This is a genomic window from Nocardia niwae NBRC 108934 = DSM 45340, assembly GCF_001613465.1.
GTDB classification, from domain to species: domain Bacteria; phylum Actinomycetota; class Actinomycetes; order Mycobacteriales; family Mycobacteriaceae; genus Nocardia; species Nocardia niwae.
In genome coordinates this window covers 24,325-49,188 of the sequence record NZ_BDCK01000053.1, presented here as the reverse complement: position 1 = coordinate 49,188, position 24,864 = coordinate 24,325, and the positions used below count along the sequence as shown (strand labels likewise).

Below are 24,864 nucleotides of genomic sequence, written 5' to 3'. Positions count from 1 at the left end.
CTCGACCGGTCTGCCGCCGCGGCACCCTGCGCCGAACCTCCCGCAGCGCGACGTCGCCCCCGGTGGTCTGCCGCAACGCGAACCGGGTAGCGGTCTCCCCCAGCGGGATTCCGGCGCCCACCATCTGCCGCAGCGCGAGTCCGGGAACGGCTTGCCCCAGCGTGAGCCGGGCTCCGGCGCGCTGCCCGCCGTCAACGGCCTGCCGCAACGGGACTCCGCTGGGGGCGGTCTGCCGCAGCGTGAGTCGTCGGGTGGCCTGCCGCAGCGTGAGCCGGGTGCGGTGAACGGTCTGCCGCAGCGTCCGCCCGCGCCGTCGAGCCTGCCGCAGCGCGAGAGCGGTCTGACCGGTCTGCCCCAGCGGCAGCCGGGCGCCCAAGCGCCGCAGCGTCAGCCGGTGCCGCCAGGCGTCGCGCTGCCGCAACGTGATCGCGGTGGCCAGCACGCCGCGAGCGAAGAGCAGCCCGTCGCTCCGCCCGGCCGCGACCCCGGCAAGCACAGCTTCCGGTCCAACCCGGCCAAGACGGCGTCGTTCTTCCAAACCAGGCTGCAGCCTGCGGACGAGCCAGGGGCGGCGATGGGCGGAACGCCGATCTTCGCCGAGATGATGTCGGCGTGGCTGCAGGATCCCAACACGGATAGGTCTCAGGTGGCCGCTTCCTTCGAATCGCCGGGTGACGAAGGTTGGCAAGCGGCTCGCCGCGCGAGCGAGGCGCAGCCCGAGACGAAAACGGCGGCGGGCTTGCCGCAACGCAATCCGGGCGGAAGGCTTGTCCCCGGCGGCGTCAGCGGTGCGGCGGATCGGGCGCCGCGCCGTGACCCAGAAACGATCAGGTCCAGCTTGAGTCGTCACCAGCAGGGCGTCCGGGATGGCCGCGCAATGAGAGCAATGAACCTAACCGGAGATAAAGGAGACCGATGAACCCCGATCTAGGTGGTACGAATCGTCAGCTGGATTGGCTGGTTTCGAACTTTGCCAACGAGGTTCCTGGCGTAGCCCATGCCGTCCTGGTCTCGGCTGACGGCCTACTCATGGCCGCGAGTGCCCAGCTGCCCGTCGACCGCGCCGAACAGCTCTCGGCCGTCACGGCCGGTCTGGCGAGCCTGTCAGTCGGCGTCTCGAACCTGTTCGAGGGTGGCACCGTGCTGCAGTCCGTCGTCGAGATGGAGCACGGTTACCTGCTACTCATGGCTGTCGGCGACGGTTCCTATCTCGCGGTGCTGACCAACACTTCGTGTGATATCGGTCAGGTCGGCTACGAGATGGCTCTGTTGGTCGAGCGTGTTGGCCAGACTGTTCAGGCCACGCCACGCGTCACGATGGGTTCCTGATGGTGGGATGGACATAGAAGATCACCGCGTGGGGAGCGCCGAGCCGAGCCTCGTTCGCCCATACTCGCTGACCGCAGGCCGCACCAGGCCCGCGGTCGAGTTGGCGTTGGAGGCTCTCGTCGCATCGCATCCGGTCGCCCTGGAGCGGCAGTTCGAACTGACCAACATCGAGACGTCAATCGTGGAGTTGTGCAGAGAATCGCCGTCCGTTGCCGAGGTAGCAGCCCGATTGGGTATCCCTATCGGGGTGGCCCGTGTGCTCGTGGCCGATTTGATCGAGGCCGGGCACGTGCGCGTATCGGCGACTTTGAAAGACGATTCCAGCGACGATGAGCGTCGCGAGCTGATCGAAAGGGTTCTCAGTGGACTCCGGCGTATTTGATTCGACGGCGCAGGTCGACACTCGTACCAGCAAGCCAACATCGGCGAAGATCGTGGTCGCCGGTGGCTTCGGCGTCGGGAAGACCACGTTGGTCGGTGCTGTCTCGGAGATCGTTCCGCTGCGCACCGAGGCATTGGTGACCAATGCCAGCGCCGGGATCGACAACCTGACCGGCATTCCGATGAAGTCGACCACCACCGTGGCGATGGACTTCGGCCGGATCAGTCTCGCCGACGATCTGGTGTTGTACCTGTTCGGCACGCCTGGCCAGTATCGGTTCTGGTTCATGTGGGACGACTTGATCCGCGGCGCCATCGGCGCCGTGGTCCTCGTCGACACCCGCAGGCTGGAGGACAGCTTCGCGGCCGTCGACTACTTCGAAGCGCGCGGCCTACCCTTCTTGGTGGCGCTCAACGAATTCGACGACGCACCGCGGTACCCGATCGAGGACATCCGGCAGGCGCTCGCCGTGCCCGCCGATGTGCCGATCCTGTCCATCGATGCTCGTCGTCGTGAGCCGGCCAAGCAGGCACTGGTCGCGCTCACCGAGTACGCGCTGCGCAAGGTGATGCAGGGCTACTGAGTGCTCGCATGGCCAGGCGGGGCGCCGGGTAGGGCGAGATAGGCTCGTCCGGTGCGTACTTCGGCGCGAGAGCTGCTCGAGCAACTGCTCGACACGGACTCGTTCGTCAGCTGGGACCGGCCGCCGGTGACGGTGGCCGCTTCCCCGCAGTACCGCGATGCGTTGCAGAAGGCTGCGAGCGCGGCCGGCACCGACGAATCGGTGCTGACCGGCGAAGGGCTGCTGCGTGGTCGGCGCGTGGCCGTGATCGCCTGCGAGTTCGGGTTCCTGGCCGGTTCGGTCGGCGTGGCGGCGGCGGAGCGGATCGTCTCGGCGGTGGAGCGCGCCACCGAGCTCGGGTTGCCGCTGGTCGCGTCGCCGACCTCCGGCGGGACCAGAATGCAGGAGGGCACCGTCGCCTTCGTACAGATGGTGAAGATCGCCGGTGCGGTGGCGGCCCACAAGTCGGCGGGGCATCCCTACGTCGTCTACCTCCGGAATCCCACGATGGGCGGCGTCTTCGCGTCCTGGGGATCGTTGGGCCATATCACTTTCGCCGAACCCGGGGCGCTCATCGGCTTTCTCGGCCCCCGGGTCTATCAGGCCCTGTACGGCAAGCCTTTCCCGGAAGGCGTGCAGACCGCGGAGAACCTGTATCGGCGTGGCGTCATCGATGGCGTTCTCACGATCCCGGTCTTCCGCCGGATCGCCCACCGCGCGTTGAGCGTGTTCAGCGGCGTCCAGTTGCCCGGCTCCGCTGCGGCACAGCGATATTCCGAGCAGCCGCCACTGCGGGAGTCGGCGGCGGTTCGTGTCCAGGCGGCGAACTGCGCTGAAGCGGAACGCATTCAGCCCGGTGACGAGCAGATCGCCGCTGAGGACAATCCGGTGTGGCAGTCGGTGCTGATCTCCCGCCGCCCGCAGCGTCCAGGCATCCGGGAGCTTTTACGTCATGTGACGCAACGAGTTCCGCTCAGCGGCACCGGGCAGGGCGAGTCCGATCGCACTGCCGTGCTCGCTCTCGGCCGATTCCGCGGGCAGCCGTGCGTGGTGTTCGGGCACGACCGGCGCGGGCAGCAGGGCGAGAACACGATGGGACCGGCTGCGCTGCGGGAGGCGCGGCGCAGCATGGCGCTTGCTCAAGAGTTGCGGCTGCCGCTGCTGTTGGTCATCGACACGGTGGGCGCGGCGCTGTCGAAGGAAGCCGAGGAGCGCGGGCTCGCGCCCGAAATCGCCCGCTGCATAGCCGATCTGGTGACGCTGGACACCCCGACCGTCTCGGTGCTGCTCGGCCAGGGCACCGGTGGCGGCGCGTTGGCGCTGCTTCCCGCCGACCGGGTGCTCGCGGCCACGCACGCGTGGCTGGCCCCGCTGCCGCCGGAGGGCGCGAGCGCCATCGTTTTCCGCGACACCGACCATGCGGCGGAACTCGCAGCGGCACAACGGATCAGCGCTGCGGACCTGCTGGACGACGGTGTGGTCGACCGGATCGTGCCGGAGTTGCCCGATGCGGCGGACGAGCCGGTGGACTTCGCTCGCCGCATGGTCGCCGCGATCGCGCACGAACTCGCGGCGTTGCGCGCCCGGCCGGAACCGGAGTTGCTCGCGATGCGGCAGGCTCGGTACCGGCGGCTCGGGTTGCCCGGCCGAACGAACTGACCGGCGGTGCGCGCGATGCCCGAACCCCCTTTCCCAGCAAATTACAAGCCAACACACCCGAGGGCGTGATTGACGGTTCGCCGCCGCACTTCTACCGTCGGAATGTGACCTTCAAAAGCGAGACCAGCACCGTTCCCTCGATCGTGCTGAACGACGGGAACGTGATCCCGCAGCTCGGCTTCGGCGTGTTCCAGGTACCCGCCGAGGACGTCTTCTCGGTCGTCACCACCGCGCTCGAGGTCGGCTACCGCAGCATCGATACCGCCGCGATCTACGAAAACGAAGAGGGCACCGGCCGTGCGATCCGGGAATCGGGCCTGCCCCGCGACGAGATCTACGTCACCACCAAGCTGTGGAACTCCGAGCAGGGCTACGACTCCACGCTGCGCGCGTTCGACGCCAGCCTGCAACGGCTCGGCTTGGACTACCTCGACCTCTACCTCATCCACTGGCCGGTGGCCGCGGCCGACCGCTTCGTGGACACCTTCCGCGCCTTCCAAGCGCTGAAGTCGCAGGGCCGGGTGCGGTCGATCGGCGTCTCGAACTTCACGGCCGCGCACCTGCGGCGGCTGATCGCCGAGACCGGTGAGATCCCGGCGGTGAACCAGATCGAGCTGCACCCCAGGCTGGCGCAACGCGAGCTGCGCGAGTTCCACGCCGCAAACGCGATCGCCACCGAGGCCTGGAGCCCGCTCGGGCAGGGCACCCTGCTCGACGAGAGCGCCGTCACCGCGGTGGCCGCCGAGGTCGGTCGCACTCCGGCACAGGTGATCGTTCGCTGGCACCTGCAACTGGGCAATGTCGTCATCCCGAAGTCGGTCACGCCGTCGCGGATCGCGGAGAACTTCGACGTGTTCGGTTTCGAGCTGACGCCGGAGCAGATGGACGCGATCACCGCGCTGGACACCGGTTCGCGCACCGGAGGGGATCCGGACACGTTCACCATGGGCTTGATCGACTGACGTTCACGCTGCGCGGTCCTCACCGCAGTCCGAGATGTTCGGTGAGTTCGAGCGCCGCCGCGCGTCCGGCGCGATTGGCGCCGACGGTGCTGGCCGACGGCCCGTAGCCGATCAGATGGATCCGCGGATCGGCGGCCACCTGGGTGGCCAGCCGACCCGACATGGTGATGCCGCCGCCGGATCCGCGCAGTCGCAGTGGCGCGAGGTGGTCCAGCGCGCTGCGGAACCCCGTGGCCCACAGGATCACGTCCGCCCGCTGGAAGGCTCCGTCGGCCCATCGCACGCCATCGGGCTCGATGCGCTCGAACATGGGCAGACGGGTGAGTGCGCCGCGGGCCCGCGCCGCGCGTATCCGGTCGTCGAGCGGCAGGCCGGTGACCGAAACCACCGATCCCGGCGGCAAGCCGCGCCGCACCCGGTCTTCCACCATCGCGACCGCGATCCGTCCGTCCTCCTCGGTGAAGGCGCCTTCGCGGAAGCGCGGCGGTGTCCGCGTGACCCAGGTCGTGGTGGTGACCTGGGAGATTTCGTCGAGCAGCTGGATTGCCGAGATGCCGCCGCCGACCACCACGACGTGCTCGCCCGCGAACTCCTCGGCACTGCGGTAATCGCGGGTGTGCAGCTGGCGGCCGGCGAAGGTCTGCGCTCCGGGGTAGTGCGGAACGAACGGATGCTCCCAGGTGCCGGTGCAGTTGATCAGGCCGCGTACCCGGATCGGGCCCGCCACGTCGGTCTCCGCGTTGAGCACCGCGCGGCGTTCGGCCGCAGCGCCGTCCTCGGTGCGGTCACAGACCACGGTGACCGACACCTGCCGGCGCACCCGCAGGTCGAACCGCTTTTCGTACAGCTCGTAGTAGTGCGGCACAGCCGAGGCGGCGGGCACGGAGGACGATCCCGGCGGCAAGGTCTGCGCGAAGGACATACCGGGCAGATCGTGCACGCGGTTGACCGTGTCCAGGGTGAGTGAGGGCCAGCGGAACTGCCACGCGCCGCCGGGCCCGGGAGACCGGTCGACCAGCAGGAAGTGCCGCTCGGGACGCAACCCGAGGCGCTGGAGGTGGTAACCGGCCGACAGTCCCGCCTGACCAGCGCCGATCACCAGGATGTCGAAGTCGGTCGGCACAGCCGGTGATCGTATCGCCCGGCGCGAAGCGGGTAGTTCGCTGTGGCAGAGTGAAAAGATCAGACGGACCGTTCAGTCGGGGAGGTCGCATGCTCGGGGTCAGCCGGGACGGTGACGTGGTCACCATCGAACTTCAGCGGGAAGAGCGCCGCAACGCGCTCAACCACGAACTCGTGACACTGCTGCGCGAGGCCGTGCTCGCCGCTGTCGCCGACCAGGCACGGGTCATCGTCTTGACCGGGCACGGCCCGGTGTTCAGCGCGGGAGCCGATCTGTCCGGGGTGTACTCCGACGATTTCCTGTCCGGATTGCTGGAAACGCTGCACACGATCGAATCCGCGCCGATCCCGGTGATTTCGGCGATCAACGGCGCCGCGATCGGGGCGGGCGTGCAGCTGGCGCTCGCTTCGGACCTGCGGGTGCTCGCGCCGGAGGCGTACATCGCGGTTCCGGCGGCGAAACTGGGCATCTCCGTGGATCGCTGGACCGTACGCAGGCTGGCCGCCTTGATCGGCGGCGGTCCGGCGCGGACAGTGTTGCTGGGCGCCGAGCAGATTCCGGCCGAGGACGCCTACGCCTTCGGGTTCGCCAACCGGATCGGCACGGTCGCCGACGCGCAGGCCTGGGCCAAGCAGATCGCGGCATTGGCCCCGCTGTCCCTGCGCCATATGAAGCTGGTGCTCAATGACGACGGAACGCGCGATCCGGAGACCGCGCAGCAGCGCGCGGCGCTGGAGGCCGCGTGGACGAGCGAGGATGCCAAGGAGGGTCGTTTGGCCAGACAGGAAAAGCGCCCGGCGAAGTTTGTGGGGCGATGATGGACATCAGACGCGTCACGGGCGCCGCGGCGGGCGCGCTCGGCATCACCTGGCTGGTCCGGGCGGTGTGGGACATCCCGTCGGCGATGGGCGCCTCGATCTCGGCCATCCAGCCGTACGCGGTGGGCGCGGCGACCTATCGCGACCGTCAGTTCCACAACACCGAGCCCAGTAGCCAGGTGGTCGCGGGTTCGGCTCCCTCGCTGCTGGTCTCGGCGCTGACCCGGCGCAACGCGGGCCGGCCGCCGGGCCCCGTGCCGCTGCGGACCCCGCAGCCGCCGAGCACGGCGGCCGCTCTTGCCGTCACCTGGTACGGCCACGCCACGACGCTGGTCGAGGTCGACGGGTACCGGATTCTCACCGATCCGGTATGGAGCGAGCGGGTTTCGCCGTCGCCGCTGGTCGGGCCGGCGCGCATGCACCCGGTGCCGCAGCCGCTGGCCGATCTGCCTCCGCTCGACGCGGTGCTCATCTCGCACGATCATTACGACCACCTGGACAAGGAGACCATCCGGGAATTGGTCGCGCGCCAGGGCGCGCCGTTCCTCGTTCCGATCGGTATCGGCGCCCACCTGCGGCACTGGGGTGTTCCGGAAGATCGCATCATCGAATTGGACTGGGGCGGTTCGGTCTCGCTCACCGACCTCGGCCGGGGCCGCGACGGCGGCGATCTGGTGCTCACCTGCACGGAGGCTCGGCACTTCTCCGGGCGCGGCCTGCTGCGCAACACCACGCTGTGGGCCTCGTGGTCGATCGTCGGCCCGACGCGGCGGGTCTACTTCGGCGGCGACACGGGCTTCACCAAGGCGTTCGCCGAGGCGGGCGCGGCGCTCGGTCCGTTCGACCTGACGCTGCTGCCCATCGGCGCCTACGACGAGCGCTGGCCGGATGTGCACATGAATCCCGAGGAGGCGGTCCGGGCACACGCCGACCTGTGTGGCGGGAATCCCGGGCACGGACTGCTGGTGCCCATTCACTGGGCCACGTTCAATCTCGCCTTCCACGGCTGGTCGGAGCCGGTCGCGCGCATGGTGGCCGCGGCGCAGACGGCGGGCACCGGTATCGCGGTGCCGATGCCCGGCCAGCGTGTGGATCCGTCGAGCGCCGCACCTGCGGAATCTTGGTGGGAGAATATCGGGTGAACGACTCCGGATAGTTGGCGACAGGAAGGATCACGGCGATGAGCTTCGCGGATACGGTCAAGGGCCTGGTCGACAAGGGGAAGGACGCGGCGGCCAAGAACGCCGACAAGATCAACCACGCGGTCGACAAGGCCGGTGACTTCATCGATCAGAAGACGCACGGCAAGTACACGGACAAGATCGCCAAGGGCAAGGAGGCCGCCAAGAAGGTGGTGCCGCCGGACCAGTCCGGACCGCACGCCTGAGCCCGGCGGCGGAGACCTCGGCCGGGTCTCCGCCGCTACACTTCGGATATGGCGGCCCGCCGGGAGTTCGGTGGTATCGAGGTTGGCCTGAGCAACCTCGACAAGGTGCTGTACCCGGCCACCGGAACCACCAAAGGCGAAGTGATCGCCTACTATTCGGCGATCGCGCCCGCCATGCTCCCGCACATCGCGGGCCGCGCGGTGACCCGCAAGCGATGGCCCAACGGCGTCGACGAGCCGTCCTTCTTCGAGAAGAATCTCCCCTCGCACGCTCCCTCCTGGATCGAGCGGCGCACTCTGCGGCATTCCGATCGCACGGTCGTCTACCCGCTGATCGATTCCGAAGCCGGACTGGCTTGGCTCGCCCAGCAGGCCGCGCTGGAAGTCCATGTGCCGCAGTGGCGGTTCGACGGCGACGACCTGGGCCCGGCGACCCGGCTGGTCTTCGATCTGGACCCGGGCGAGGGGGTCGGCCTCGCCGAATGCGCCGAGGTGGCGCTCGCGGTGCGGGAGATGGTCGAGGGGATCGGCCTGCGCGCCTTCCCGGTGACCAGTGGCAGCAAGGGAGTGCACCTCTACGTGCCGCTGGATCGCGAAATGAGTTCGGACGGCGCGTCCACGGTGGCGAAACAGGTGGCCACGAATCTGCAACGGCTGCACCCGGACCTGGTCACCGCGACGATGGCGAAGGCGGCGCGCGGCGGCAAGGTCTTCCTGGACTGGAGCCAGAACAACGCCGCCAAGACCACCATCGCGCCTTATTCGATGCGGGGGCGGGCCGAGCCGAACGTCGCGGCGCCCCGCAGCTGGAAAGAGATCGAGAACCGCGGGAAACTGCGGCACTTGCGATTCGACGAGGTGCTGGCCAGGTATCGCTCCGACGGCGATCTGCTCGCCGAACTGGATGCCGCAGGCCCGGGTGATCCGGCCGCGACGGCCGCGGACGCGTTGACGAAGTACCGCTCGATGCGTGACCCTTCCCGCACGCCCGAGCCCGTTCCCGCGCAGGCGCCCGCGCCGGGCGTGAACAACCGCTACGTCGTGCAGGAGCATCACGCGCGGCGCCTGCATTGGGACGTGCGGCTGGAGCGCGACGGGGTGCTGGTGTCCTGGGCGGTGCCGAAGGGGCCGCCGACCTCACCCGAGCAGAACCGACTCGCCGTGCACACCGAGGACCATCCGATGGAGTATCTCGAATTCCACGGCGCCATCCCGAAGGGCGAGTACGGGGCGGGCGAGATGACGATCTGGGACTCCGGCACCTACGAGACCGAGAAGTGGCGCGACGACGAGGTCATCGTGCGATTCCACGGCAGGCGGCTCACCGGCCGGTACGCGCTGATCCAGACCAACGGCAACCAGTGGCTGATGCACCTCATGCGTGCGCAGGACGGAGCCGAACCGCAGGAGGAGCCGGACGAACCGCGGGGCAGGATCATCCGTCCGTCCAACGGACCCGCGCCGCTGCCGCGCGGCCTGTCGCCGATGCTCGCGACACACGGTGACGTCGCCGAACTCGGCGCCGGCGAGTGGTGCTTCGAGACGAAGTGGGACGGCTTCCGGCTGATCGCCGAGATCGAGTCCGGCGCGATCACCCTGCGCAGCCGGGCGGGCAATGTGGTGACCGATCGCTATCCCGGCATCGCGGCGTTGCGGCGGGAGTTGTCCGGGCACCAGGTGGTGCTGGACGGCGAGGCCGTCGTGTTCGACGATCACGGCGTCGCGAATCTGGGTCTGCTGCAGGCCGATGCGGCGCGGTCGGCGTTCGTCGCCTTCGACGTGCTGTACCTGGACGGCACCTCGTTGCTGCGCAAACGCTATGCCGATCGGCGCAGGGTGCTGGAGGCGCTCGCCGCCAACGCGCCGTCGCTGGTAGTGCCGCCACGTCTGGACGGTTCGGGCGCCGACGCCTTGCGCTACAGCCAGGAGCACGGGTTGGAGGGCGTGGTCGCCAAGCGCAAGGACTCGGTGTATCTGCCGGGCAAGCGCGGCCATGCCTGGGTGAAACAGCGCAACTGGCGTACGCAGCAAGTGTTGATCGGCGGATGGCGGCGCAGCTCGGCACGGGAATTCAAGTCCCTGCTGGTCGGCATTCCACACGACGGGCGGCTGGTCTACGTCGGACGGGTCGGCACCGGGTTCAACGACGCGGATATGCGGGAGCTGGCCGCGCGGCTGCGCGCGCTGGAACGCAAGACCTCGCCGTTCGACAACGACCTGACCGCCGAGGAACGCAAAGAAGCGGTGTGGGTGACGCCGAAACTCGGTGGCACCGTGCGGTTCATGAACTGGACCGAGACGGGCCGGTTGTGGCACCCGGCGTGGCTCGGCGCTGGGTAGGGTTGTCTCGCGGTTGTTCTCAGCGCGAGAAGAGGAGTGCAGGGTGGACTTCAAGAACCTGGCGGGCAAGGCGATGGATCTGGCCCAGAAGAACGCGGACAAGCTGGACGCGGTGATCGACAAGGCAGGCGACCTCGTCGACGAGAAGACGGGCGACAAGTTCGCTAGCCAGGTCGACGCCGCCCAGGACGCGGCCAAGAAAGCCCTGCGGGAGCAGTGAACTTCAGTTGCCGCCCGCGAGCAGCGGGGTGATGGTCGCGATGTCGGTCACCAGTGTGTGGCCCTGGAATTCGAAGTCGTCGTAAGCCCGCGCCATGGCCTCCTTGTCCCGGCCGCCCACCGCGTCGCTGATCACCACCGGCACGAAGCCGAGATCGGTGGAATGCGCGACCGTGGGCGCGATGCCGATCTCCAGCGCGACGCCCGCGATCGCGTAGGCGCCGATGCGCAGGTCGCGCAGCATCGAGGCCAGCGGAGTCCCTTCGAAGGCCGACATCGACGTCTTGTCGAACACCACCTCGTCCGCGCGCGGCCGCAGCTCGGGAACCAGCTCGAAGGCCGGGGTGTCGCGCTGCAGGATGAAGCGCACCTTGTCCACCGAATCCACCTGCTGCCAGCTCATGGCCATGCGCAGCGCGAAGGTTCCGCTCAGGCGCTCGGGCAGGAAGAAATGGCGGAGGAAGACCACGGGATAGCCGCCCGAGCGCGCCGCGTCGACGACGCCGGCCACGCGCTCGATGATCTCCGGGCCGTCCGGCAACTGGCTGAGCACGCCGACCTGCATGTCGTAGACGATCACCGCCATGCGGTCCGGGGCGCACACATCGGCGAGTCCCTCGGGGATGTCCAGTCCGTTGCCATGCCGCATGCTCGGCTACTCCTGTTCGTCGCGCTCGCGCTGCGGGCGGGGTGGGCCTGGGCAGCTATTCGATTGCGCTGGGGGCGTTTTGGCCAACACTGTAACCAGCCCGGCGGACAGCGGCGGCGGTGGGTGTGACCTGTGGTCGACCGTTGCCGGGTCCCTCGGTCCGGCAGTACCGTGGAAGCCTGGAGGTCAGGTGAGCCCGGCCGCACCGGGACACCCGCCGCCTCGCCGGTGCTGGGGAGGCCCTGATGAAGGATGTTCACGCCGCGCCTGTCGTCGAGCAGGCGAGCAACCGCCCCGTGTGCACGGTGATCCTGGGGATCATCCTGTCCACGCTGATCGTTCTGGTCGCTGCCGTCCCGGCGGCACACGCCGAGCTACCCCCGCCGGACCAGGACCCCTTCTACGCGGCTCCCGCCGACCTCGCGCTCTACGCCAACGGCGCGGTGCTGGATTCGCGACCGATCGCGTTGTTCGGACTGCCATTGCCGATTTCGGCGTGGCAGGTGAAATATCGCACCACCGACTCGAGCGACGATCCCGTTGCCGGCGTGGCGACCGTGATGGTCCCTATGCTGCCGTGGTTCGGCCCGGGCGCTCGGCCGTTGCTGTCGTATCAGGTGCCCGAGGACAGTCTCGGTACGCGGTGCGCTCCATCGTTCGCGCTGCGCGGCGGCTGGGACACCGGCGCGGTGAACACGCTGATCGACACGCCGTTCATGGCGGAGGCGTTGCGGCGCGGATGGGCGGTGGTGGCCGGTGACTACGAGGGGCCGCGATCCCGGTTCCTCGACGGGGTGAACTCCGGTCGCGGTGTGCTGGATGGCATCCGGGCTGCGCGCGATCTCCCACAGGCCGGACTCGGACCCGCGACACCGATCGGCGCCTGGGGCTATTCGGGCGGCGCGTTCGCCACGCTGTGGGCCGCGCAGTTGCAGCCGGGATACGCGCCGGACGTCCGGTTCGCGGGAATCACCTCGGGTGGTGTTCCCGCGGACTGGCCTGCCATAGCACGCGAGGCGGACGGCACCGTGCAGGCCGGGCTTGCGTTGCTGATCCTGTTCGCCCTCGCCCGCAACGACCCCGGCAACGGCGTGCTCGACTTGCTCGACGATCGGGGGCGTGCGGCGCTGGTCGAGAATGCCACCATGTGCGGATCCGACCTGGTGCCGAAATACGTCGGCGCGCGGGTGGACGATTTCGCCGTCGTCCCGGATCTGCTGCGGCATCCGGTTTTCCGCGCCGCGACCGATGCCCAGGAACTCGGCGGCAGCGCGCCGGAGGCGCCGATGTACCTGTACCACAGCCGCACCGACGACGTGATCCCCGTCGGGGGCTTCACCGACCTGGTCGGCCGGTACTGCGCGCTGGGAGCGGCCGTCACCTCGGTGCACTCGATGCTGCCCACCCACAATCCGGCGGCGATCGGTGAGGCGCCGGGCGCGATGAACTTCCTCGCCGACCGGTTCGCGGGTCTGCCGGTGGCGCCCGGGTGCCGAGAGCGGTAGGTGGGCGACGCCCCGCCCGTCCAGGCGGGCGCGTGATATCCGGTGGCGGATCAGGAGGGTGGACGGCCCAGCTCCGGCACGCAGTGTGCGCACAGACGAACGCGCACCGAATCGCGGTCGATCCGGTGCGCGTAGTTCCCGGGGGCGCCGGTCAGTTCTGCGAACGCCCCGTGGTGTCCATCCACTTGGTGCTGCCGGGCGGGGCGGCCAGCGTGCTGATCAGATCGATGCCGGCGATGATCAAGGCCGGCCCACCGACGACGATGGTGCCGATGACGCCGCCGATACCCGCGCCCGCGAGCACGGTGGCGATACCGACGGGTCCTCCGATGAGGCCCGTCAGGCCGACCAGCGCTCCGATCACCGTGCCGATGAAACCGCCGACCGCGGTGGCGATGCCGAACTGCGACAGGAAGGCGTCCATCGCCCGCTGGTTCTCGAACGGCGAGGCGACCGGCGTGGCCGCCGGGCGGGCCTGCGCCGCGTCCTTGACGACGGTCAGTTCCAGCACCCGGCCCTCGTCACGCACCTGGTGCGCCATCGGGTACTCGAGCCCGTCCTGCCGGAAAGCGAGTGGCAGCGTGACCGCGACGTCGCCCGCCGCGTCCTTGATGTCGACCGCGTCACCGCGCACCTCGAATGTGCCCGCGGTGAGTGTCGTGACGACTTTGTTCCCGACCAATTCGGCTCGGTAGCCGATGTCCGGGGCCGCTGACGCGGCCGGTTCCGCGTGCGAGATCCCGGACCCTACCGTGAGCGCGGCGACCAGTGGCACGACAGCGGCAGTGACTTTCCGCAGAATCATTCTCGGTTTCCAATCTTCATCAGGCTTCAAGCAATAGTGAACGCGGCGCACGCCGAATTTCCTTCCCCCGTCGGCGTGTTCAGCCGTGATGTGATCCAAAGAACAGTTACTTCCGAGTGATAACTGTACTGTGGCGGAAGGGGTTTGGGACACGAATTCGCAGGGTAATCTTCCGACTTTGTCGCGCCATTTGTTATAGCCGACAGCTATTTGTAATTGCCGTCGCGAGGGCTTTATCGAGCGCGTCGGTCGGGCCCTGTTCGGTGCGCGGGGGTGAAAGTTTCGGATCGAAGCATCGATCTCGAAGTGCGCGGACGCAAGCGCTCCGAGGTATAAGCCGCAGTACAGCAAGTGCTTTCGACGTATGGGGAGGGGTGCCGCCGGAGGGGCGAGTTGGCCAGGACTGTGTGACCGTTGGCCCGGGCGGCGTGATCGAGGGCCGGATCGCGGCCTGGCGCGCCTGCGCGGGTTCGTTGGTCACCGCCTGGGACATGGGGTCGAACGCGGTGTGTTCGGGTCGTCGGCCGAAGGTTGCCTCCGCTGGTGCCAGTCGTCCTGCAAACAGTCAGCGAATTACCTGGCCGAATTTCGCCGGATACCACTAGGGTCCGCAACCGACCGGAATCCGGTTCCTGTCCCCGTTGTCATCCGCTGCACATCGCGGGGACGTCAGACCAGCAGGTGCACAGCGATGCAGCCGAGGCAGACGCCGACGACGAGCACGAGCGCCAGAGCGTCGCGCAGGCCGGGCGCGCTGGGATGGGCGGTCAGTTGCCCGGTGCCACCGCGTGCGGTGATCGCCTCGCCCAGTTCGCCCGCGCGCCGGGTGGAGACCGCCATGGCCGCGGTGAGGATGTCGATCAGCGGGTTGTCGGCGGCGCGGGCGATCATGCCGTCCTTGGGGCGCAGGCGGCGAGCGGCGCGCAGCACCCGGATCTCCTCCATGAGCAGCGGCAGGCCGCGGAGGGTGAGCGCGACGACGACAGCCCATTCGTCCACCGGTATCCGGAGTCTGCGCAACGGCGCGCCCAGCTTGGCGAGGGCGGGCGCGATGTCGCCCATCGGCGTGGTCCACGCGATGAGGAAGGAGGCCGCCACCAGGATCAGCGTGAACGTCGCGATCTGCGCGTAGCGCAGCACCGCCGCGGCGCCGACGGGCGCCGTGAGCAGCCCGCCCAGGACGAACAGCGCCCAGAACCACCAGGGCAGCCGCGGGAGCGTGCCCAGCGGCAGCCGTGCGACGACGCCCACGAGCACCAGAAACGCCGTCATCACGCCGAGTACCGGCCAGGACGGCAGGAACATCAGCACCAGGCTGATCAGGAACACCCCGATCATCTTGGTGCCCGCCCACAGCCGGTGCACCGGACTGACGACGGGTACCTGGCGCAGCAGGACGGTGCTCATCCTCGACCTCCGTGCTCGAAGCGCCAGGCCGCTTCACCGGGCGCGCGCAGCGCTCCGGAGTCGGCTCGCGCGGCGGCCTTGCCCGGAACCGGCGCGTCCGCCCACACGGCTTCCGCGCTCAGGATGCGGCCCGATCGCAGATGTACCGTGCGGTCGCACACCGCCGCCATGTCCGACACGTCGTGCGAGATGACGATCAGCGTCAAACCGGCATCGCGGAGCCGCGCCAGCAATTCCACGATGTCGGCCCGGCCATCGGGGTCGAGACCGGCCAGCGGTTCGTCGAGCACGACCACTTGGGGGTGGCTGGCCACGATCGCGGCGAGCACCACCCGTTTGGCTTGGCCGCCACTGAGTTCCTCGATCGAGCGGGCGGCCAGCGACCGGTCCAGCCCGACCGCGTCCAGCGCGCGACCGACCGCGCCGGAGCCCGTGGCGCGCCCGCCCCAGTCCGCGATCTCCGCGCCCACGGTCTGCTTCTGCAATTGGAGGCGGGAATGCTGGAATGCGAGCCCGACCGCGCCGATCTGCTTGCCGACCGGCTTGCCGCGCAAGGAACACCGGCCGGTAGTCGGTTCGATCAAGCCCGCCATGATCCAGGCCAGGGTGGACTTGCCCGAACCGTTCCCGCCGACGACGAGCAGCGCCTCACCCTGGCGGACCGACAGGTCGACGCCGTGCAGCGCCGGCGCTTCCCACGGAGTCGCGCGGTTGTAGGTGTGCCGGACATCGCGGAGTTCGAGGATCGGCTCGCCCATCGGCCTGCGGCGCGCGGCGCGCGCCGGGCGGGGCCAGGCGGGCAGGTGCGCGACCGAGCGTCCTCCGGCCAGGTGCACGACGCGGTCCGCGGCGGCGGCGTCGGCTTCGTGGTGGGTCACCAGGACCACGGCCATCGGGTGCCGTTTCGGCAGGCCCGCGAGCAGTTCCACCAGCTCCAGGCGTCCGTCCGGATCGATCATCGAGGTCGCCTCGTCGGCGATCAGCAGTGCGGGCCGCCGTGCCAGCGCGGCCGCGACCGCCAGCCGCTGCTGCTGACCGCCGGAGAGTGTGGCGGTCTCCTTGCCGCCCATCCCGGCGAGACCGACTTCGCCCAGCAGGCCTTCCACGTCCACTTCGGCGGCGAGCCGCGCGGGCAGTCCCCACACCACGTCGTCGGCCACGAGCACGCCCAGAGTCTGGCTTTCCGGTCGCTGCAATACCAGCGCCGTGCCACCGAGCCGCCCCAGTCCGGCCGAGCCGGGCCGATCCACCGATCCCGAGGTGGGCGGCAGACCCGCCAGCACACGGGTCAGCGTCGACTTGCCCGAACCGTTGTGGCCCACCACGGCGACGAATTCGCCGACCTCGACGGTCAGGTCGACGCCGCGCAGCGCGTCGCGCGGCGCGCCGGGATAGCGGAATCCGGCATCGCGCAGCGTGACCGGCAGTGGCGCGATGGGCCGGTCGTCGGGCGGCGCGGCGAGCCGGTCGCCGCCGGGCAGCCAGTCCAGCCGGTCCAGCACCGAGCCCAGGACATACCAGGAGCACACCCCGGTGGCCATCATGCCGAGCGCGATGCCGCCGCCCACCCACACCCACCACGAGCGCAGCACGGCGTCGGCGAGGTCCGCTACGAACTGCCCGAGGGGAGCCAAGCTCACTCGGGCCGCGAGATCCTGCAAGCCGCGCGAGCCATTGCGGATGTTGTCGAACACCAGTTCGCGCGCACTCGACATGGCGAGCAGTGACCCGACGGCGAACGCGGCCCAGACCAGCCCGGCCAGCAGCGAGAGACCGAGTACCGCGACGAGACCGCCGCCGCGCCGCTTCACGGTCCCGATGATGGCGCCCATGGTGGCCGAGGCCACCAGCACCGTCGCCGAAGCCAGGCCGGCCGCGACGAAGGTGACCAGCGTGGCGGCGATGGTCGCGGTGACCAGCGCCCGGGCCCGGAAGCGATGCGCGATCAGCCCGATCGGGACCGCGGCGACCAACTGCAGCGCGCCGGCGAACGGGACCACCGAGCCGATGGTCACCAGCCCGACGGTGGCTCCGCCCAGCACGGCGCCGGTGGCCAACTCCAGGGGACGCAGCGGCCCGCGTTCGGCCGATGCGCCCGGACGGGCCAGTTCATTCACAGCACAAGTCTGCCAGCCCGGCGGGTGGTGCCGCGCGGAGACGAATCCGAGCGGGGCCGCGAGCCGCGCGATCGGTCACGAGACGGGGGTGAGGGTGTAGTGGCGCGGATCGAAGCGCCGGGTGCGGCGGCGATAGCTGGTCTGCGAGCCGGGCCAGTTGTTGGTGATGCGGCCCGCGGAATTGCGGTACCAGCTGGAGCAGAAGTTCCACGGGGTGCGGGCGAGGCGTCGCTGGAGCGCGGTGTTGTAGTTCTCTTCCAGCTCCGCTCGGACCTCGACGCAGTGGCGGGGGTGGTCGGCCAGCCACTGCACGGCCTGGCGGATGTAGCGGGTCTGCGACTCGATCATGTAGATGATCGAGCCGACGCCCAGATTGGTGTTCGGCCCGTAGACGAGGAAGAGGTTCGGGAAGTCCGGCACCGTGATGCCGTAATACGCGTGCGCGCCGTCGGCCCAGGCGTCGGCCAGCCTGCGGCCGCCGCGGCCCCAGACCTCCATCGGCCAGAGGAACTCCGTGCCCTTGAAGCCGGTGCCGTAGATGATCACGTCCGCCTCGTGCACCGCGCCGTCGGCGGTACGCACGCCCTGCGGCGTGATCTCGCTGATCGCGGCCGTCTCCACCCGCACGTTCGGCTGGGTGAGCGCGGGGTAGTAGTCGTTGGAGAACAGCGCGCGCTTGCACCCGATCGGATAGTCGGGGGTGAGTTTCGCCCGCAGCTGCGGATCCTCGACCTGCTCGGCCAGGTGCCGGGAGGCGATGCGGGCCACCCACCGGGCGATGGCCGGGACCTCGACCAGCCCGAGTGAGACGAATTCGGCGATGGACCACCACCCGAACCGTTCGGCCAGCAGTGCGCCGGGCACCCGCGCGAACAGGTTGTGCTGGATCGGTGAGTAGTCGGTATCGAATTTGGGGATCACCCAGGCCGGTGTGCGCTGGAACAGCGTGAGATGGGAGACCAGGGGCTGGATCTCCGGAATGTACTGGACGGCGCTGGCGCCGGTGCCGACGCAGGCGACGCGTTTGCCGCGCAGGTCGATGTCATGGTCCCACTCGGCGGAATGGAACGACGGGCCCGCGAAGGTGTCGATGCCGGGTATGGCGGGCAGAGACGGGCGCGAGAGCTGGCCCACCGCCGAGATCAGCACGTCCGCGATCCGGCTGTCCCCGTCGGCCGTGCGGACGGTCCACCGGCCGGTGCCGTCGTCGAATTCCGCGTCCGTGACGCTGGTGCCGAAACGGATCGCCGACAGCACGCCGTGGCGTTCGGCGACGCCCCGCAGGTAGGCGTGGATGGCGGCGCGCCCCGAGTAGCGCTGTGGCCAGTCCGGCTTGGGTTCGAACGAATACGAGTACAGCGGGGACGGGACGTCGCAGGCCGCGCCGGGGTAGGTGTTCTCCCGCCACACCCCGCCGAGGTCGGCGGCCCGCTCCAGAATGGTGATGTCGTCGAAGCCGTTGCGCCGCAATTCGATCGCCATGCCGATACCGCCGAAGCCCGCGCCGATGACGAGGATCGACGGCCGATCGCGCCCTGCCATGTGAGACTCCTCACTCCGACAGTAGATGACTCCACTGTAGAGCCGCCGTGCCGTCGCATAGAGAAATTCGGCCATAATGTCCGCGTGGAACGGGTGCAGGATCCGGACATCCGCGATTGGAATTTTCCGCGGGGTGTGGCCAGTGTGGCGCTGATGGTCGGCTACGCGGCCGAACACGGCGTGCCCGAGGCGCGGATGCTGCACGGCACCGCGCTCGGCGAGCAGCAATTGCGTGATCCGGACATGCAGATCGACGCGCACACGGAACTGGCGGTCATCCGCAATCTCGTCCGCGAACTCGGCGACCGGCCGGCGCTGGGCGTGGAGGTCGGCCGCCGGTACCGGATCACCACCTTCGGCATCTTCGGCTTCGCCTGCGTCAGCAGCCCGACCCTCGGGGAGGCGATCAGTTTCGCGCTGCGCTACCTCGACCTCAGCTTCACCTTCTGTATCCCGGTGGCGGAATGGGGCGAGAGCGAGTTCGTGGCGGTCGTGCACGACGAGTCGGTGCCGACGGACGTGCGCCAATTCCTGGTCGAACGCGACGTCACGGCGATGCATCAGGTGATGAGCGACCTGCTCGGCACGCGCCTTCCGCTCACCAGGGCCGAATTCCGGTTTCCCGCTCCCGATTACGCCGAGCGGATCGCGGAGGTCACCCTCGTGCCGCCGGATTTCGGCATGCCGCGCAACCTGTTCGCCATCGAGCCCATGCTGTTGGAGAAACCACTGCCGCAGGCCAACGAGCACACGTGGGCGATGTGTCTGGCGCAGTGCCGGGAGCTGGTGCACCGCCGCAGGGCTCGCACCGGCATCGCGGCCGAGGTACGGGAGCGTCTGGTGCCGCGCGGTGGCGCGGACGGATTCGCCGCACCGCCCGGCATCGACGCCGTGGCGAACGACCTCAATATGAGCACGCGCACGCTGCGGCGGCACCTCGACGCCGCGGGAACCAGCTATCGCGCGTTGCTGGACGAAGTGCGCCGCGCGTTGGCCGAGGAAATGCTCACCGCGACACCGCTATCGGTGAGTGATGTCGCGATCCGCCTCGGCTATGCCGAAGCCTCGACCTTCATCTTCGCCTTCAAGCGGTGGACCGGTAACACCCCCGCGGCCTATCGCCGCGAACGCGCCGTCCGGCGCTAGGCCTCCTCGCCCCGGCCGCTCCTGCTGCCCGTGTAGGCCAGTTCCCGAATCTTGCCGATGGCTTTGGGGAACAATTCCACTTCGGCCGGGTGGTTGAGCATCGGATCGAAGTAGTCCGTGCGGTACTCGGCGGATTCGGCGAGACGCAGCGTGAGTTCGGCGACCCGCCAGGTAGGCCCGCCGAGACGGCCCGCGGTGAGCGTGAAGCTGACCAGGTCCTCGTCCAGGTGAGCTTGCATCGCCTCGAGCGAAGCGGACGTGGGCTGGACGCTGTCCGGCTCGGCGAAGAACCAGGTCGGGGCGGAATCGCTGATTCGGTACGGCATCAGGCAGCCGTATCGTGCGCTGGCCCAGCCCCGGGCTGGGGTGATCACCAACCGCCCCAGCGGTCCTCGGCCGGTGGTGGCCAACGCGAAATCCCAAGGCTGGTCGTCCCGGTCGAGCACCCGGAACGCCAGTCCGAGCACGTCGGGCAGGCCGTTCGGCAGTCCGATGCCCTTGGACACCCGGGCGATGACCGCGCGGTCGCCGCTGCCGAACAGCGGCTCGAACTCGGGCTCGGCGTGCAGACGACCGGCCAGGTGCAGGCCCGCCGGGTGGAAGACCCGCGCGTGCCGGATCCGCGCTCCGGTCGCGAACGCGGTCTTCACCACTGCGGCTGGTAGGTCGACCATGGCGGCTCCTCCCGGGTAGGCGTCGTGTGCCTCCCGATTGCCCCGGCTCGGGCCGGGTAAACCGCGCTCAGACCGGTTGCACGCCGATCCGGCCGCCCATCGGAACCGTCCGGAAATGGGTGGTCAAGCGGTAGTCGTCGCCGATGACGTGCAGCGCGACCGCCGGGTCCGGCGCGTAATCCATGACGTGGTCGGGCAGGTCGAGTTCCCATTCCCCGCTCAGGACCGACGCGGTGCTGGGGGCCACCAGCAGCGGGCGGCCGCCGAACGTGGTGGTCGCCGCGGAATGCGCGTGCCCGGTGAGTACGGCGGCGATCCGGTCGTCGCCGGCCACCAGGTCGGCGAGCCGTTGCGGATCCGCCAGGGAGATCCCGTCGATGATCGGGCTGAACAGGTGCGCTGGCGGGTGGTGCAGTGCGAGCAGGATCGGCTTGCCCGCGGGCGCCGCGCCGAGCACTTCGCGCAGCCAGTGGTAGGTCTCGTCGGAGAGTTGCCCGCCCGGTTCCCCGGGCACGCTCGAATCCAGCAGTGCGACGGTGAGATCGCCGATGTGGCGCACCTGGTTGATGGGGGCGTCGGAGAAGGGCTCGCCGAGCAGGGCGGTACGGAAGCCCGCGCGGTCGTCGTGGTTGCCGGGGATGGCGTACACCGGGATCTCGGTGTCGAACGCGAGCTTGGCCTCCGCGTACTGCTCGGGTTTGCCGGATTCGGTGATGTCGCCGGTCACCAGGATGGCGTCGGGCCTGCGGCGCAACCCGGCGAAGAAGTCCATCACCCGGCGCACTCGCTGGGCGTTGCGGGCGCCGAGATCGAAATGGGTGTCGCTGACCTGAGCCACCAGGATCATCGGCATTCGCTTTCGCTAGGGGTTCGCTGCATTGCGTCAGAGGGTGCGCGCGCCGCGGCCGCCGCCCGTCATCAGGCTAGTTGACCTGCGTATAACGCGTCGCCATGACGCTCGCCACCGCTCGGCGGGTGCTCATCGACTTGTGGCAGGGGTCACAGTGCGGTCGGATTGCGCGTCAGAATTCGGAGCGTTCGGCCACCGAGTCCGAGAGCGTGCGCAAGCCGCGCAGGAATACGCGGCGGTCCGCTGCGGGGAGCCGCTGCAGCAGTCGCTCCTCGCCGGCCTGGATGTCGCGCTGGGCCCGGTCGCGCAGGTCCCGGCCCGCGTCGGTGAGTGAGACCAGGTTGACCCGCCGGTCCGCCGGATCCGGCTCGCGGGTGATCAGGCCGCGGCGCTGCAATTCGTCGAGCACGCCGATGATGCGGGTCTTGTCCGCGCCGATCGCCTTGGCCAGCGCCGCCTGGGTGTAGACGGGTTCGCCGCCCAGGCCGAGTAGCACCGAGTAGCCCCACATCGACAATTCGTGGCGTTCCAGAATGGGCAGTTCGGCCGCGATGAGGGCCCGCGCGAGCGGCGCGATCATCGCGGCGAGATCGGGGCGGGCGTGCGGCATGGGTCGACGATACTGCTTGGCAAAATCGTAAGCTTACGCTTACGATAAGCTCATGCATATTGATACTGGGAAAGAATTGCGCGACCGGCATGCCCGTTCCGTTCGACTGAGCGTGGACGCCGTCTCCCGCGTGCGCCCCGATCGGCTGGATGCCGAAACCCCCTGCGCCGGTTGGCGCCTTCGTGACCTGCTGGAACACATGATCGCGCAGAACCACGGTTTCGCCGCCGCCGCGCGGGGCAGCGAGGACACCGAGGTCTGGAACGTCCGCGCGTCCGCGGATCCGGTCGCCGGCTACCGCGCTTCGGCCGAGGACGTGCTCGCCGCCTTCGCCGCGGACGACGTCTTCGAGCGCACGCTCCTGCTGCCGGAAGTGACCGATCAGCGGATTCCCGCTACCCGCGTGATCGGCTTCCATCTCGTGGACAGCGTCGTGCACGCCTGGGATGTCGCCCGATCGATCGGGGAGACCATCACCGTCGACCCCGACGTCGCCGCTGCGGCGCTGGAGATCTCCCTCGCCGTTCCCGACGGCCCCGAACGCTCGGCCCCGGGCGCGGCCTTCGCCCCCGCCCTGTCCGTCCCGGAACGAGCGCCGACCCTCGACCAGATCCTGCTGCTCCTCGGCCGGTCCCCGAACTGGCCGGACTGACCACGCATCCCTCCGACCGGCTGCCGGTACCGGCCATGCACTCGGGCGATCCGGCTGGGGATGATTGTGGACGAATCGCGAGGCGATGTTTCTCGAGCATCAGGGCTGTGCTCTCGCCGTTCCGGACGCGGACATCGCGTTGGAGCCGGTCGTGCACAGCCGAGGCCACCCCGGCGCGGCCGACGCCTTCAGCGCACCGACTCGGCTCTCCGGTGCGGAGCCGACCCGGGTGCGGTGGGAACGCCGGCTAGCCGAGGGTCCGTAGCGCGTCGGCGGCGCGCTGGAGGGCGGCCGGGTCGGCGGGTGCGTCCAGCGGGCGCCAGAAATCGGTGTCCGGTTCGGCGGTCAGCGTCAGTTCCGGTGGGGTGCGCCACGATGCGGTCAGGCCCAGCCGCCAGGAGTGCAGGTAGGTCCGCGGCTCGGCGCCGGAGCGGTCGAACAAGGGATCGCCCACGATCGGATGGCCCGTCCAGGCCAGGTGGACGCGAATCTGGTGGCGACGGCCGGTGACCGGGCGCAGCCCGAGCACGGTGTGCGCGGGGCCGCGCAGCACCGTGACGAACCGGGTGATCGACGGGTAGTTCTTGGCGGACAGCAGGTCGGCGTCGTCGACGAACCAGCGGCCTCCCTCGTGCCGGATGCTCTCTCGTGGCGCCGCGATCCGCACCCGGTTCTTGCGTCCTACGCTGAGCGGCAGATCGAACACGCCGGTATCGGGCAGCCCGGTGGCGGCGACGACGGCCAGGTACGCCTTGTCGGCCGTCTGCTTGTTGAACTGCCTGGTCAGCTCGCCGTGGGCGGGCAGTTCCTTCGCGAACAGGATCAAGCCGGAGGTCACCTTGTCGATCCGGTGCACCGGGTACAGCGTTTCCCCTGCGGCGGCCGCCAGCTCGACGAGATCGGTGTCGTGGCGCTCACCGGTGACCGAGATCCCGGCGGGTTTGTGCAGGGCCAGAATCGCCGCGTCCTCCTCGACGAGGCAACGCGCGCGCAACTGTGACCAGTCCGTATCCACCGGACGAGCCTAGGGCCGCCGTCGTCGGCGGGCGGCAGGCGGTGTCGGCTACCTGCCGTTCCTGCCGTTGCGGCGCAGCAGATGCGGACGCAGGCGGTTGAAACCGCGCACGCGCACGCTGCGCAGATGCTTGATGGCGAAGGCCGGATCGCCCTCCAGCGCGGCGGCGGCGTGGTCATCGATCATGACGGTGCCCGGCCGCGCGACGCCGGTGAGCCGGGAGGCGATGTTCACGACCGAGCCGTACAGGTCCCCGAAGCGTTGCAAGACCAGGCCGTAGGCCAGGGCGACGCGCAGGTCGGGGGTACCACCCACCATCATGGTGGACTCCTGGATGGCCAGCGCGATGTGCGCGGCCTCGGTGGCGGTCTCCGTGGCGAACATGACCTCATCGCCCACGTTCTTGATCACCCATCCGCCGTTCTCGGTGATCGCGGCGGTGGTGGTGGACTCGAACGCCTCCAGCAGCATGGACAGCTCGTCGGGATGCAGATGCCTGGTGAGCCTGGTGTAGCCGACCATGTCGGCGAAACCGACGGCCAGTTCGCGCACCGACTCACCCGCGCTCGTCCCCGGGTCGAGCGAGCGCGACACCGCCGCGGCGAGATGCCGCCGCCACGCATAGGTGTTCAGCTCCTCCAGGGTGGCGATGGCGCCCTCGGTGGCTGTGCGCACCGTCTCCTCGGGGTCGGCGCCCGGATCGGCCCGCGCGATTCGCTCCTCGATCTCCGCCAGCACAAGGTCGACCTGCCATTCCGCCAGGCGCGCCATGCCCTGACCGAGCGTGCGCGCGGTCGCCGACTGCTGCTTGGTGTCGGCCGAGGCCAACACGGTCAATCGCTCGAAGTTGCGCACCGCCGTGACGTCGGCCTCGGCATAGTCGATCGCGTCGTCACCGATGCTCGACGGAAAACCCAGCGCCGTCCACAAGCGCCGCGTGAGCGTCGTCGTCGTCCCGGACTGCTCGGCGACCTCGGTGCGGTTATACCGGCGCGCTCCGGCGAGCAGGTAGGACTCGACGACCGATCGCACCAACTCGGACCTATCGGTGGGCACCATGATCGGTACCTTACGGGCCGGATCCGGCCGGTCGGCTTCCATTGGGGCAGTT

General features: G+C 69.4%; 25 protein-coding genes. 13 read left to right on the top strand and 12 right to left on the bottom strand.

Features of this window, described 5'->3' with window-relative positions:
• Window positions 1–496, bottom strand: a 496-nt coding sequence (locus NNI01S_RS35010; RefSeq protein WP_157115111.1) for a hypothetical protein, incomplete at its 3' end; no start/stop codon positions are given.
• 419 nt (window positions 497–915) lie between these two features.
• Between NNI01S_RS35010 and NNI01S_RS30915 the strand changes: the two genes are divergently transcribed.
• From NNI01S_RS30915 to NNI01S_RS30895, 5 genes are all read left to right on the top strand, one after another.
• Window positions 916–1,329 (top strand): roadblock/LC7 domain-containing protein, encoded by a 414-nt coding sequence (locus NNI01S_RS30915; protein ID WP_011207200.1) that lies wholly within the window; start codon window positions 916–918, stop codon window positions 1,327–1,329.
• 7 nt (window positions 1,330–1,336) lie between these two features.
• The gene (locus NNI01S_RS30910) at window positions 1,337–1,711 is read left to right on the top strand and encodes a DUF742 domain-containing protein (RefSeq protein ID WP_014981573.1); all 375 of its coding nucleotides are present in this window, start codon (window positions 1,337–1,339) and stop codon (window positions 1,709–1,711) included.
• Window positions 1,692–2,294: a GTP-binding protein gene (locus NNI01S_RS30905; protein ID WP_174186021.1), complete on the top strand. Its 603-nt coding sequence runs from the start codon at window positions 1,692–1,694 to the stop codon at window positions 2,292–2,294. Before NNI01S_RS30910 ends, NNI01S_RS30905 begins: the two co-directional genes overlap by 20 nt.
• A 51-nt stretch (window positions 2,295–2,345) precedes the next feature.
• On the top strand, window positions 2,346–3,932 hold the full coding sequence (locus NNI01S_RS30900) for an acetyl-coenzyme A carboxylase carboxyl transferase subunits beta/alpha (protein ID WP_063024736.1): 1,587 nt from the start codon (window positions 2,346–2,348) through the stop codon (window positions 3,930–3,932).
• Between the two features lie 104 nt (window positions 3,933–4,036).
• Window positions 4,037–4,894: an aldo/keto reductase gene (locus NNI01S_RS30895; protein WP_063024734.1), complete on the top strand. Its 858-nt coding sequence runs from the start codon at window positions 4,037–4,039 to the stop codon at window positions 4,892–4,894.
• A 19-nt stretch (window positions 4,895–4,913) separates the two neighbouring features.
• On the opposite strand, the gene NNI01S_RS30890 is transcribed toward NNI01S_RS30895, so the two are convergent.
• Window positions 4,914–6,017, bottom strand: coding sequence for an NAD(P)-binding domain-containing protein (locus tag NNI01S_RS30890; RefSeq protein ID WP_063024732.1), 1,104 nt, complete (start codon window positions 6,015–6,017; stop codon window positions 4,914–4,916).
• 89 nt (window positions 6,018–6,106) lie between these two features.
• On the opposite strand from NNI01S_RS30890, the gene NNI01S_RS30885 reads away from it, so the two are divergent.
• Genes NNI01S_RS30885 through NNI01S_RS34055 form a run of 5 tightly spaced genes read left to right on the top strand, consistent with a single transcriptional unit; the run spans window position 6,107 to window position 10,782 of the window.
• On the top strand, window positions 6,107–6,835 hold the full coding sequence (locus NNI01S_RS30885) for an enoyl-CoA hydratase (protein WP_063024730.1): 729 nt from the start codon (window positions 6,107–6,109) through the stop codon (window positions 6,833–6,835).
• Entirely contained in the window at window positions 6,835–7,977 is a 1,143-nt protein-coding gene (locus NNI01S_RS30880) for an MBL fold metallo-hydrolase (protein WP_063024728.1), read from the top strand. Before NNI01S_RS30885 ends, NNI01S_RS30880 begins: the two co-directional genes overlap by 1 nt.
• A 38-nt stretch (window positions 7,978–8,015) precedes the next feature.
• Window positions 8,016–8,222, top strand: a complete 207-nt coding sequence (locus NNI01S_RS30875) for an antitoxin (RefSeq protein ID WP_063024726.1) — start codon at window positions 8,016–8,018, stop codon at window positions 8,220–8,222.
• Window positions 8,223–8,270: 48 nt separating this feature from the next.
• A complete protein-coding gene (locus NNI01S_RS30870) occupies window positions 8,271–10,562 on the top strand; it encodes an ATP-dependent DNA ligase (RefSeq protein ID WP_063024724.1) in 2,292 nt (763 codons plus the stop codon).
• Window positions 10,563–10,605: 43 nt separating this feature from the next.
• Window positions 10,606–10,782, top strand: coding sequence for an antitoxin (locus NNI01S_RS34055; RefSeq protein WP_245676435.1), 177 nt, complete (start codon window positions 10,606–10,608; stop codon window positions 10,780–10,782).
• A gap of 3 nt (window positions 10,783–10,785) precedes the next feature.
• Here the strand turns inward: NNI01S_RS34055 and NNI01S_RS30865 are convergent, their stop codons facing one another.
• Complete coding sequence (locus NNI01S_RS30865; RefSeq protein ID WP_063024722.1) at window positions 10,786–11,430, bottom strand: cysteine hydrolase family protein; 645 nt, start codon at window positions 11,428–11,430, stop codon at window positions 10,786–10,788.
• Window positions 11,431–11,675: 245 nt separating this feature from the next.
• Here NNI01S_RS30865 and NNI01S_RS30860 point away from each other — a divergent pair, with 245 nt between their 5' ends.
• Window positions 11,676–12,935 carry a lipase family protein gene (locus NNI01S_RS30860; protein ID WP_063024721.1) on the top strand — a complete coding sequence of 420 codons (1,260 nt, stop codon included), beginning with the start codon at window positions 11,676–11,678 and terminating at the stop codon, window positions 12,933–12,935.
• 151 nt (window positions 12,936–13,086) lie between these two features.
• Here the strand turns inward: NNI01S_RS30860 and NNI01S_RS30855 are convergent, their stop codons facing one another.
• The 4 genes from NNI01S_RS30855 to NNI01S_RS30840 all read right to left on the bottom strand — a co-directional run bounded on the left by NNI01S_RS30855 (window position 13,087) and on the right by NNI01S_RS30840 (window position 18,806).
• Entirely contained in the window at window positions 13,087–13,740 is a 654-nt protein-coding gene (locus NNI01S_RS30855; RefSeq protein ID WP_063024719.1) for a DUF8020 domain-containing protein, read from the bottom strand.
• A gap of 669 nt (window positions 13,741–14,409) precedes the next feature.
• Window positions 14,410–15,147: an energy-coupling factor transporter transmembrane component T family protein gene (locus tag NNI01S_RS30850; protein WP_063024714.1), complete on the bottom strand. Its 738-nt coding sequence runs from the start codon at window positions 15,145–15,147 to the stop codon at window positions 14,410–14,412.
• The gene (locus tag NNI01S_RS30845; protein ID WP_063917754.1) at window positions 15,144–17,264 is read right to left on the bottom strand and encodes an ATP-binding cassette domain-containing protein; all 2,121 of its coding nucleotides are present in this window, start codon (window positions 17,262–17,264) and stop codon (window positions 15,144–15,146) included. The genes NNI01S_RS30850 and NNI01S_RS30845 overlap by 4 nt, the downstream gene beginning before the upstream one ends.
• Window positions 17,265–17,339: 75 nt before the next feature.
• On the bottom strand, window positions 17,340–18,806 hold the full coding sequence (locus NNI01S_RS30840) for a flavin-containing monooxygenase (RefSeq protein ID WP_063024713.1): 1,467 nt from the start codon (window positions 18,804–18,806) through the stop codon (window positions 17,340–17,342).
• A gap of 84 nt (window positions 18,807–18,890) precedes the next feature.
• On the opposite strand from NNI01S_RS30840, the gene NNI01S_RS30835 reads away from it, so the two are divergent.
• The gene (locus NNI01S_RS30835; RefSeq protein WP_157115110.1) at window positions 18,891–19,952 is read left to right on the top strand and encodes an AraC family transcriptional regulator; all 1,062 of its coding nucleotides are present in this window, start codon (window positions 18,891–18,893) and stop codon (window positions 19,950–19,952) included.
• On the opposite strand, the gene NNI01S_RS30830 is transcribed toward NNI01S_RS30835, so the two are convergent.
• The 3 genes from NNI01S_RS30830 to NNI01S_RS30820 form a co-directional block, all read right to left on the bottom strand.
• Window positions 19,949–20,626: a hypothetical protein gene (locus tag NNI01S_RS30830; protein ID WP_063024712.1), complete on the bottom strand. Its 678-nt coding sequence runs from the start codon at window positions 20,624–20,626 to the stop codon at window positions 19,949–19,951. The two genes, NNI01S_RS30835 and NNI01S_RS30830, sit on opposite strands and share 4 nt — an antisense overlap.
• Window positions 20,627–20,693: 67 nt before the next feature.
• Entirely contained in the window at window positions 20,694–21,479 is a 786-nt protein-coding gene (locus tag NNI01S_RS30825) for a metallophosphoesterase (protein WP_245676434.1), read from the bottom strand.
• Window positions 21,480–21,648: 169 nt separating this feature from the next.
• The gene (locus tag NNI01S_RS30820; RefSeq protein WP_063024711.1) at window positions 21,649–22,086 is read right to left on the bottom strand and encodes a MarR family winged helix-turn-helix transcriptional regulator; all 438 of its coding nucleotides are present in this window, start codon (window positions 22,084–22,086) and stop codon (window positions 21,649–21,651) included.
• Between the two features lie 58 nt (window positions 22,087–22,144).
• Between NNI01S_RS30820 and NNI01S_RS30815 the strand changes: the two genes are divergently transcribed.
• Entirely contained in the window at window positions 22,145–22,738 is a 594-nt protein-coding gene (locus tag NNI01S_RS30815) for a TIGR03086 family metal-binding protein (protein WP_063024742.1), read from the top strand.
• A 247-nt stretch (window positions 22,739–22,985) separates the two neighbouring features.
• Here NNI01S_RS30815 and NNI01S_RS30805 read toward each other — a convergent pair whose 3' ends face one another.
• Both NNI01S_RS30805 and NNI01S_RS30800 read right to left on the bottom strand, forming a co-directional pair.
• Window positions 22,986–23,753: an RluA family pseudouridine synthase gene (locus tag NNI01S_RS30805; RefSeq protein ID WP_063024708.1), complete on the bottom strand. Its 768-nt coding sequence runs from the start codon at window positions 23,751–23,753 to the stop codon at window positions 22,986–22,988.
• Window positions 23,754–23,801: 48 nt separating this feature from the next.
• Window positions 23,802–24,812, bottom strand: coding sequence for an adenylate/guanylate cyclase domain-containing protein (locus tag NNI01S_RS30800; RefSeq protein ID WP_063024740.1), 1,011 nt, complete (start codon window positions 24,810–24,812; stop codon window positions 23,802–23,804).
• Window positions 24,813–24,864 lie beyond the last annotated feature (52 nt).

What these genes read in the sequence shown, in the direction of transcription:
- NNI01S_RS30915 (WP_011207200.1), top strand. Translation starts at nt 916, where the DNA reads ATGAACCCCGATCTAGGTGGTACGAATCGTCAGCTGGATTGGCTGGTT.
- NNI01S_RS30860 (WP_063024721.1), top strand. Translation starts at nt 11,676, where the DNA reads ATGAAGGATGTTCACGCCGCGCCTGTCGTCGAGCAGGCGAGCAACCGC.
- NNI01S_RS30820 (WP_063024711.1), bottom strand. Translation starts at nt 22,086, where the DNA reads ATGCCGCACGCCCGCCCCGATCTCGCCGCGATGATCGCGCCGCTCGCG.
- NNI01S_RS30840 (WP_063024713.1), bottom strand. Translation starts at nt 18,806, where the DNA reads ATGGCAGGGCGCGATCGGCCGTCGATCCTCGTCATCGGCGCGGGCTTC.
- NNI01S_RS30880 (WP_063024728.1), top strand. Translation starts at nt 6,835, where the DNA reads ATGGACATCAGACGCGTCACGGGCGCCGCGGCGGGCGCGCTCGGCATC.
- NNI01S_RS30830 (WP_063024712.1), bottom strand. Translation starts at nt 20,626, where the DNA reads ATGGTCGACCTACCAGCCGCAGTGGTGAAGACCGCGTTCGCGACCGGA.
- NNI01S_RS30855 (WP_063024719.1), bottom strand. Translation starts at nt 13,740, where the DNA reads ATGATTCTGCGGAAAGTCACTGCCGCTGTCGTGCCACTGGTCGCCGCG.
- NNI01S_RS30875 (WP_063024726.1), top strand. Translation starts at nt 8,016, where the DNA reads ATGAGCTTCGCGGATACGGTCAAGGGCCTGGTCGACAAGGGGAAGGAC.
- NNI01S_RS30885 (WP_063024730.1), top strand. Translation starts at nt 6,107, where the DNA reads ATGCTCGGGGTCAGCCGGGACGGTGACGTGGTCACCATCGAACTTCAG.
- NNI01S_RS30870 (WP_063024724.1), top strand. Translation starts at nt 8,271, where the DNA reads ATGGCGGCCCGCCGGGAGTTCGGTGGTATCGAGGTTGGCCTGAGCAAC.
- NNI01S_RS30800 (WP_063024740.1), bottom strand. Translation starts at nt 24,812, where the DNA reads ATGGTGCCCACCGATAGGTCCGAGTTGGTGCGATCGGTCGTCGAGTCC.
- NNI01S_RS30825 (WP_245676434.1), bottom strand. Translation starts at nt 21,479, where the DNA reads ATGCCGATGATCCTGGTGGCTCAGGTCAGCGACACCCATTTCGATCTC.
- NNI01S_RS30910 (WP_014981573.1), top strand. Translation starts at nt 1,337, where the DNA reads ATGGACATAGAAGATCACCGCGTGGGGAGCGCCGAGCCGAGCCTCGTT.
- NNI01S_RS30865 (WP_063024722.1), bottom strand. Translation starts at nt 11,430, where the DNA reads ATGCGGCATGGCAACGGACTGGACATCCCCGAGGGACTCGCCGATGTG.
- NNI01S_RS30850 (WP_063024714.1), bottom strand. Translation starts at nt 15,147, where the DNA reads ATGAGCACCGTCCTGCTGCGCCAGGTACCCGTCGTCAGTCCGGTGCAC.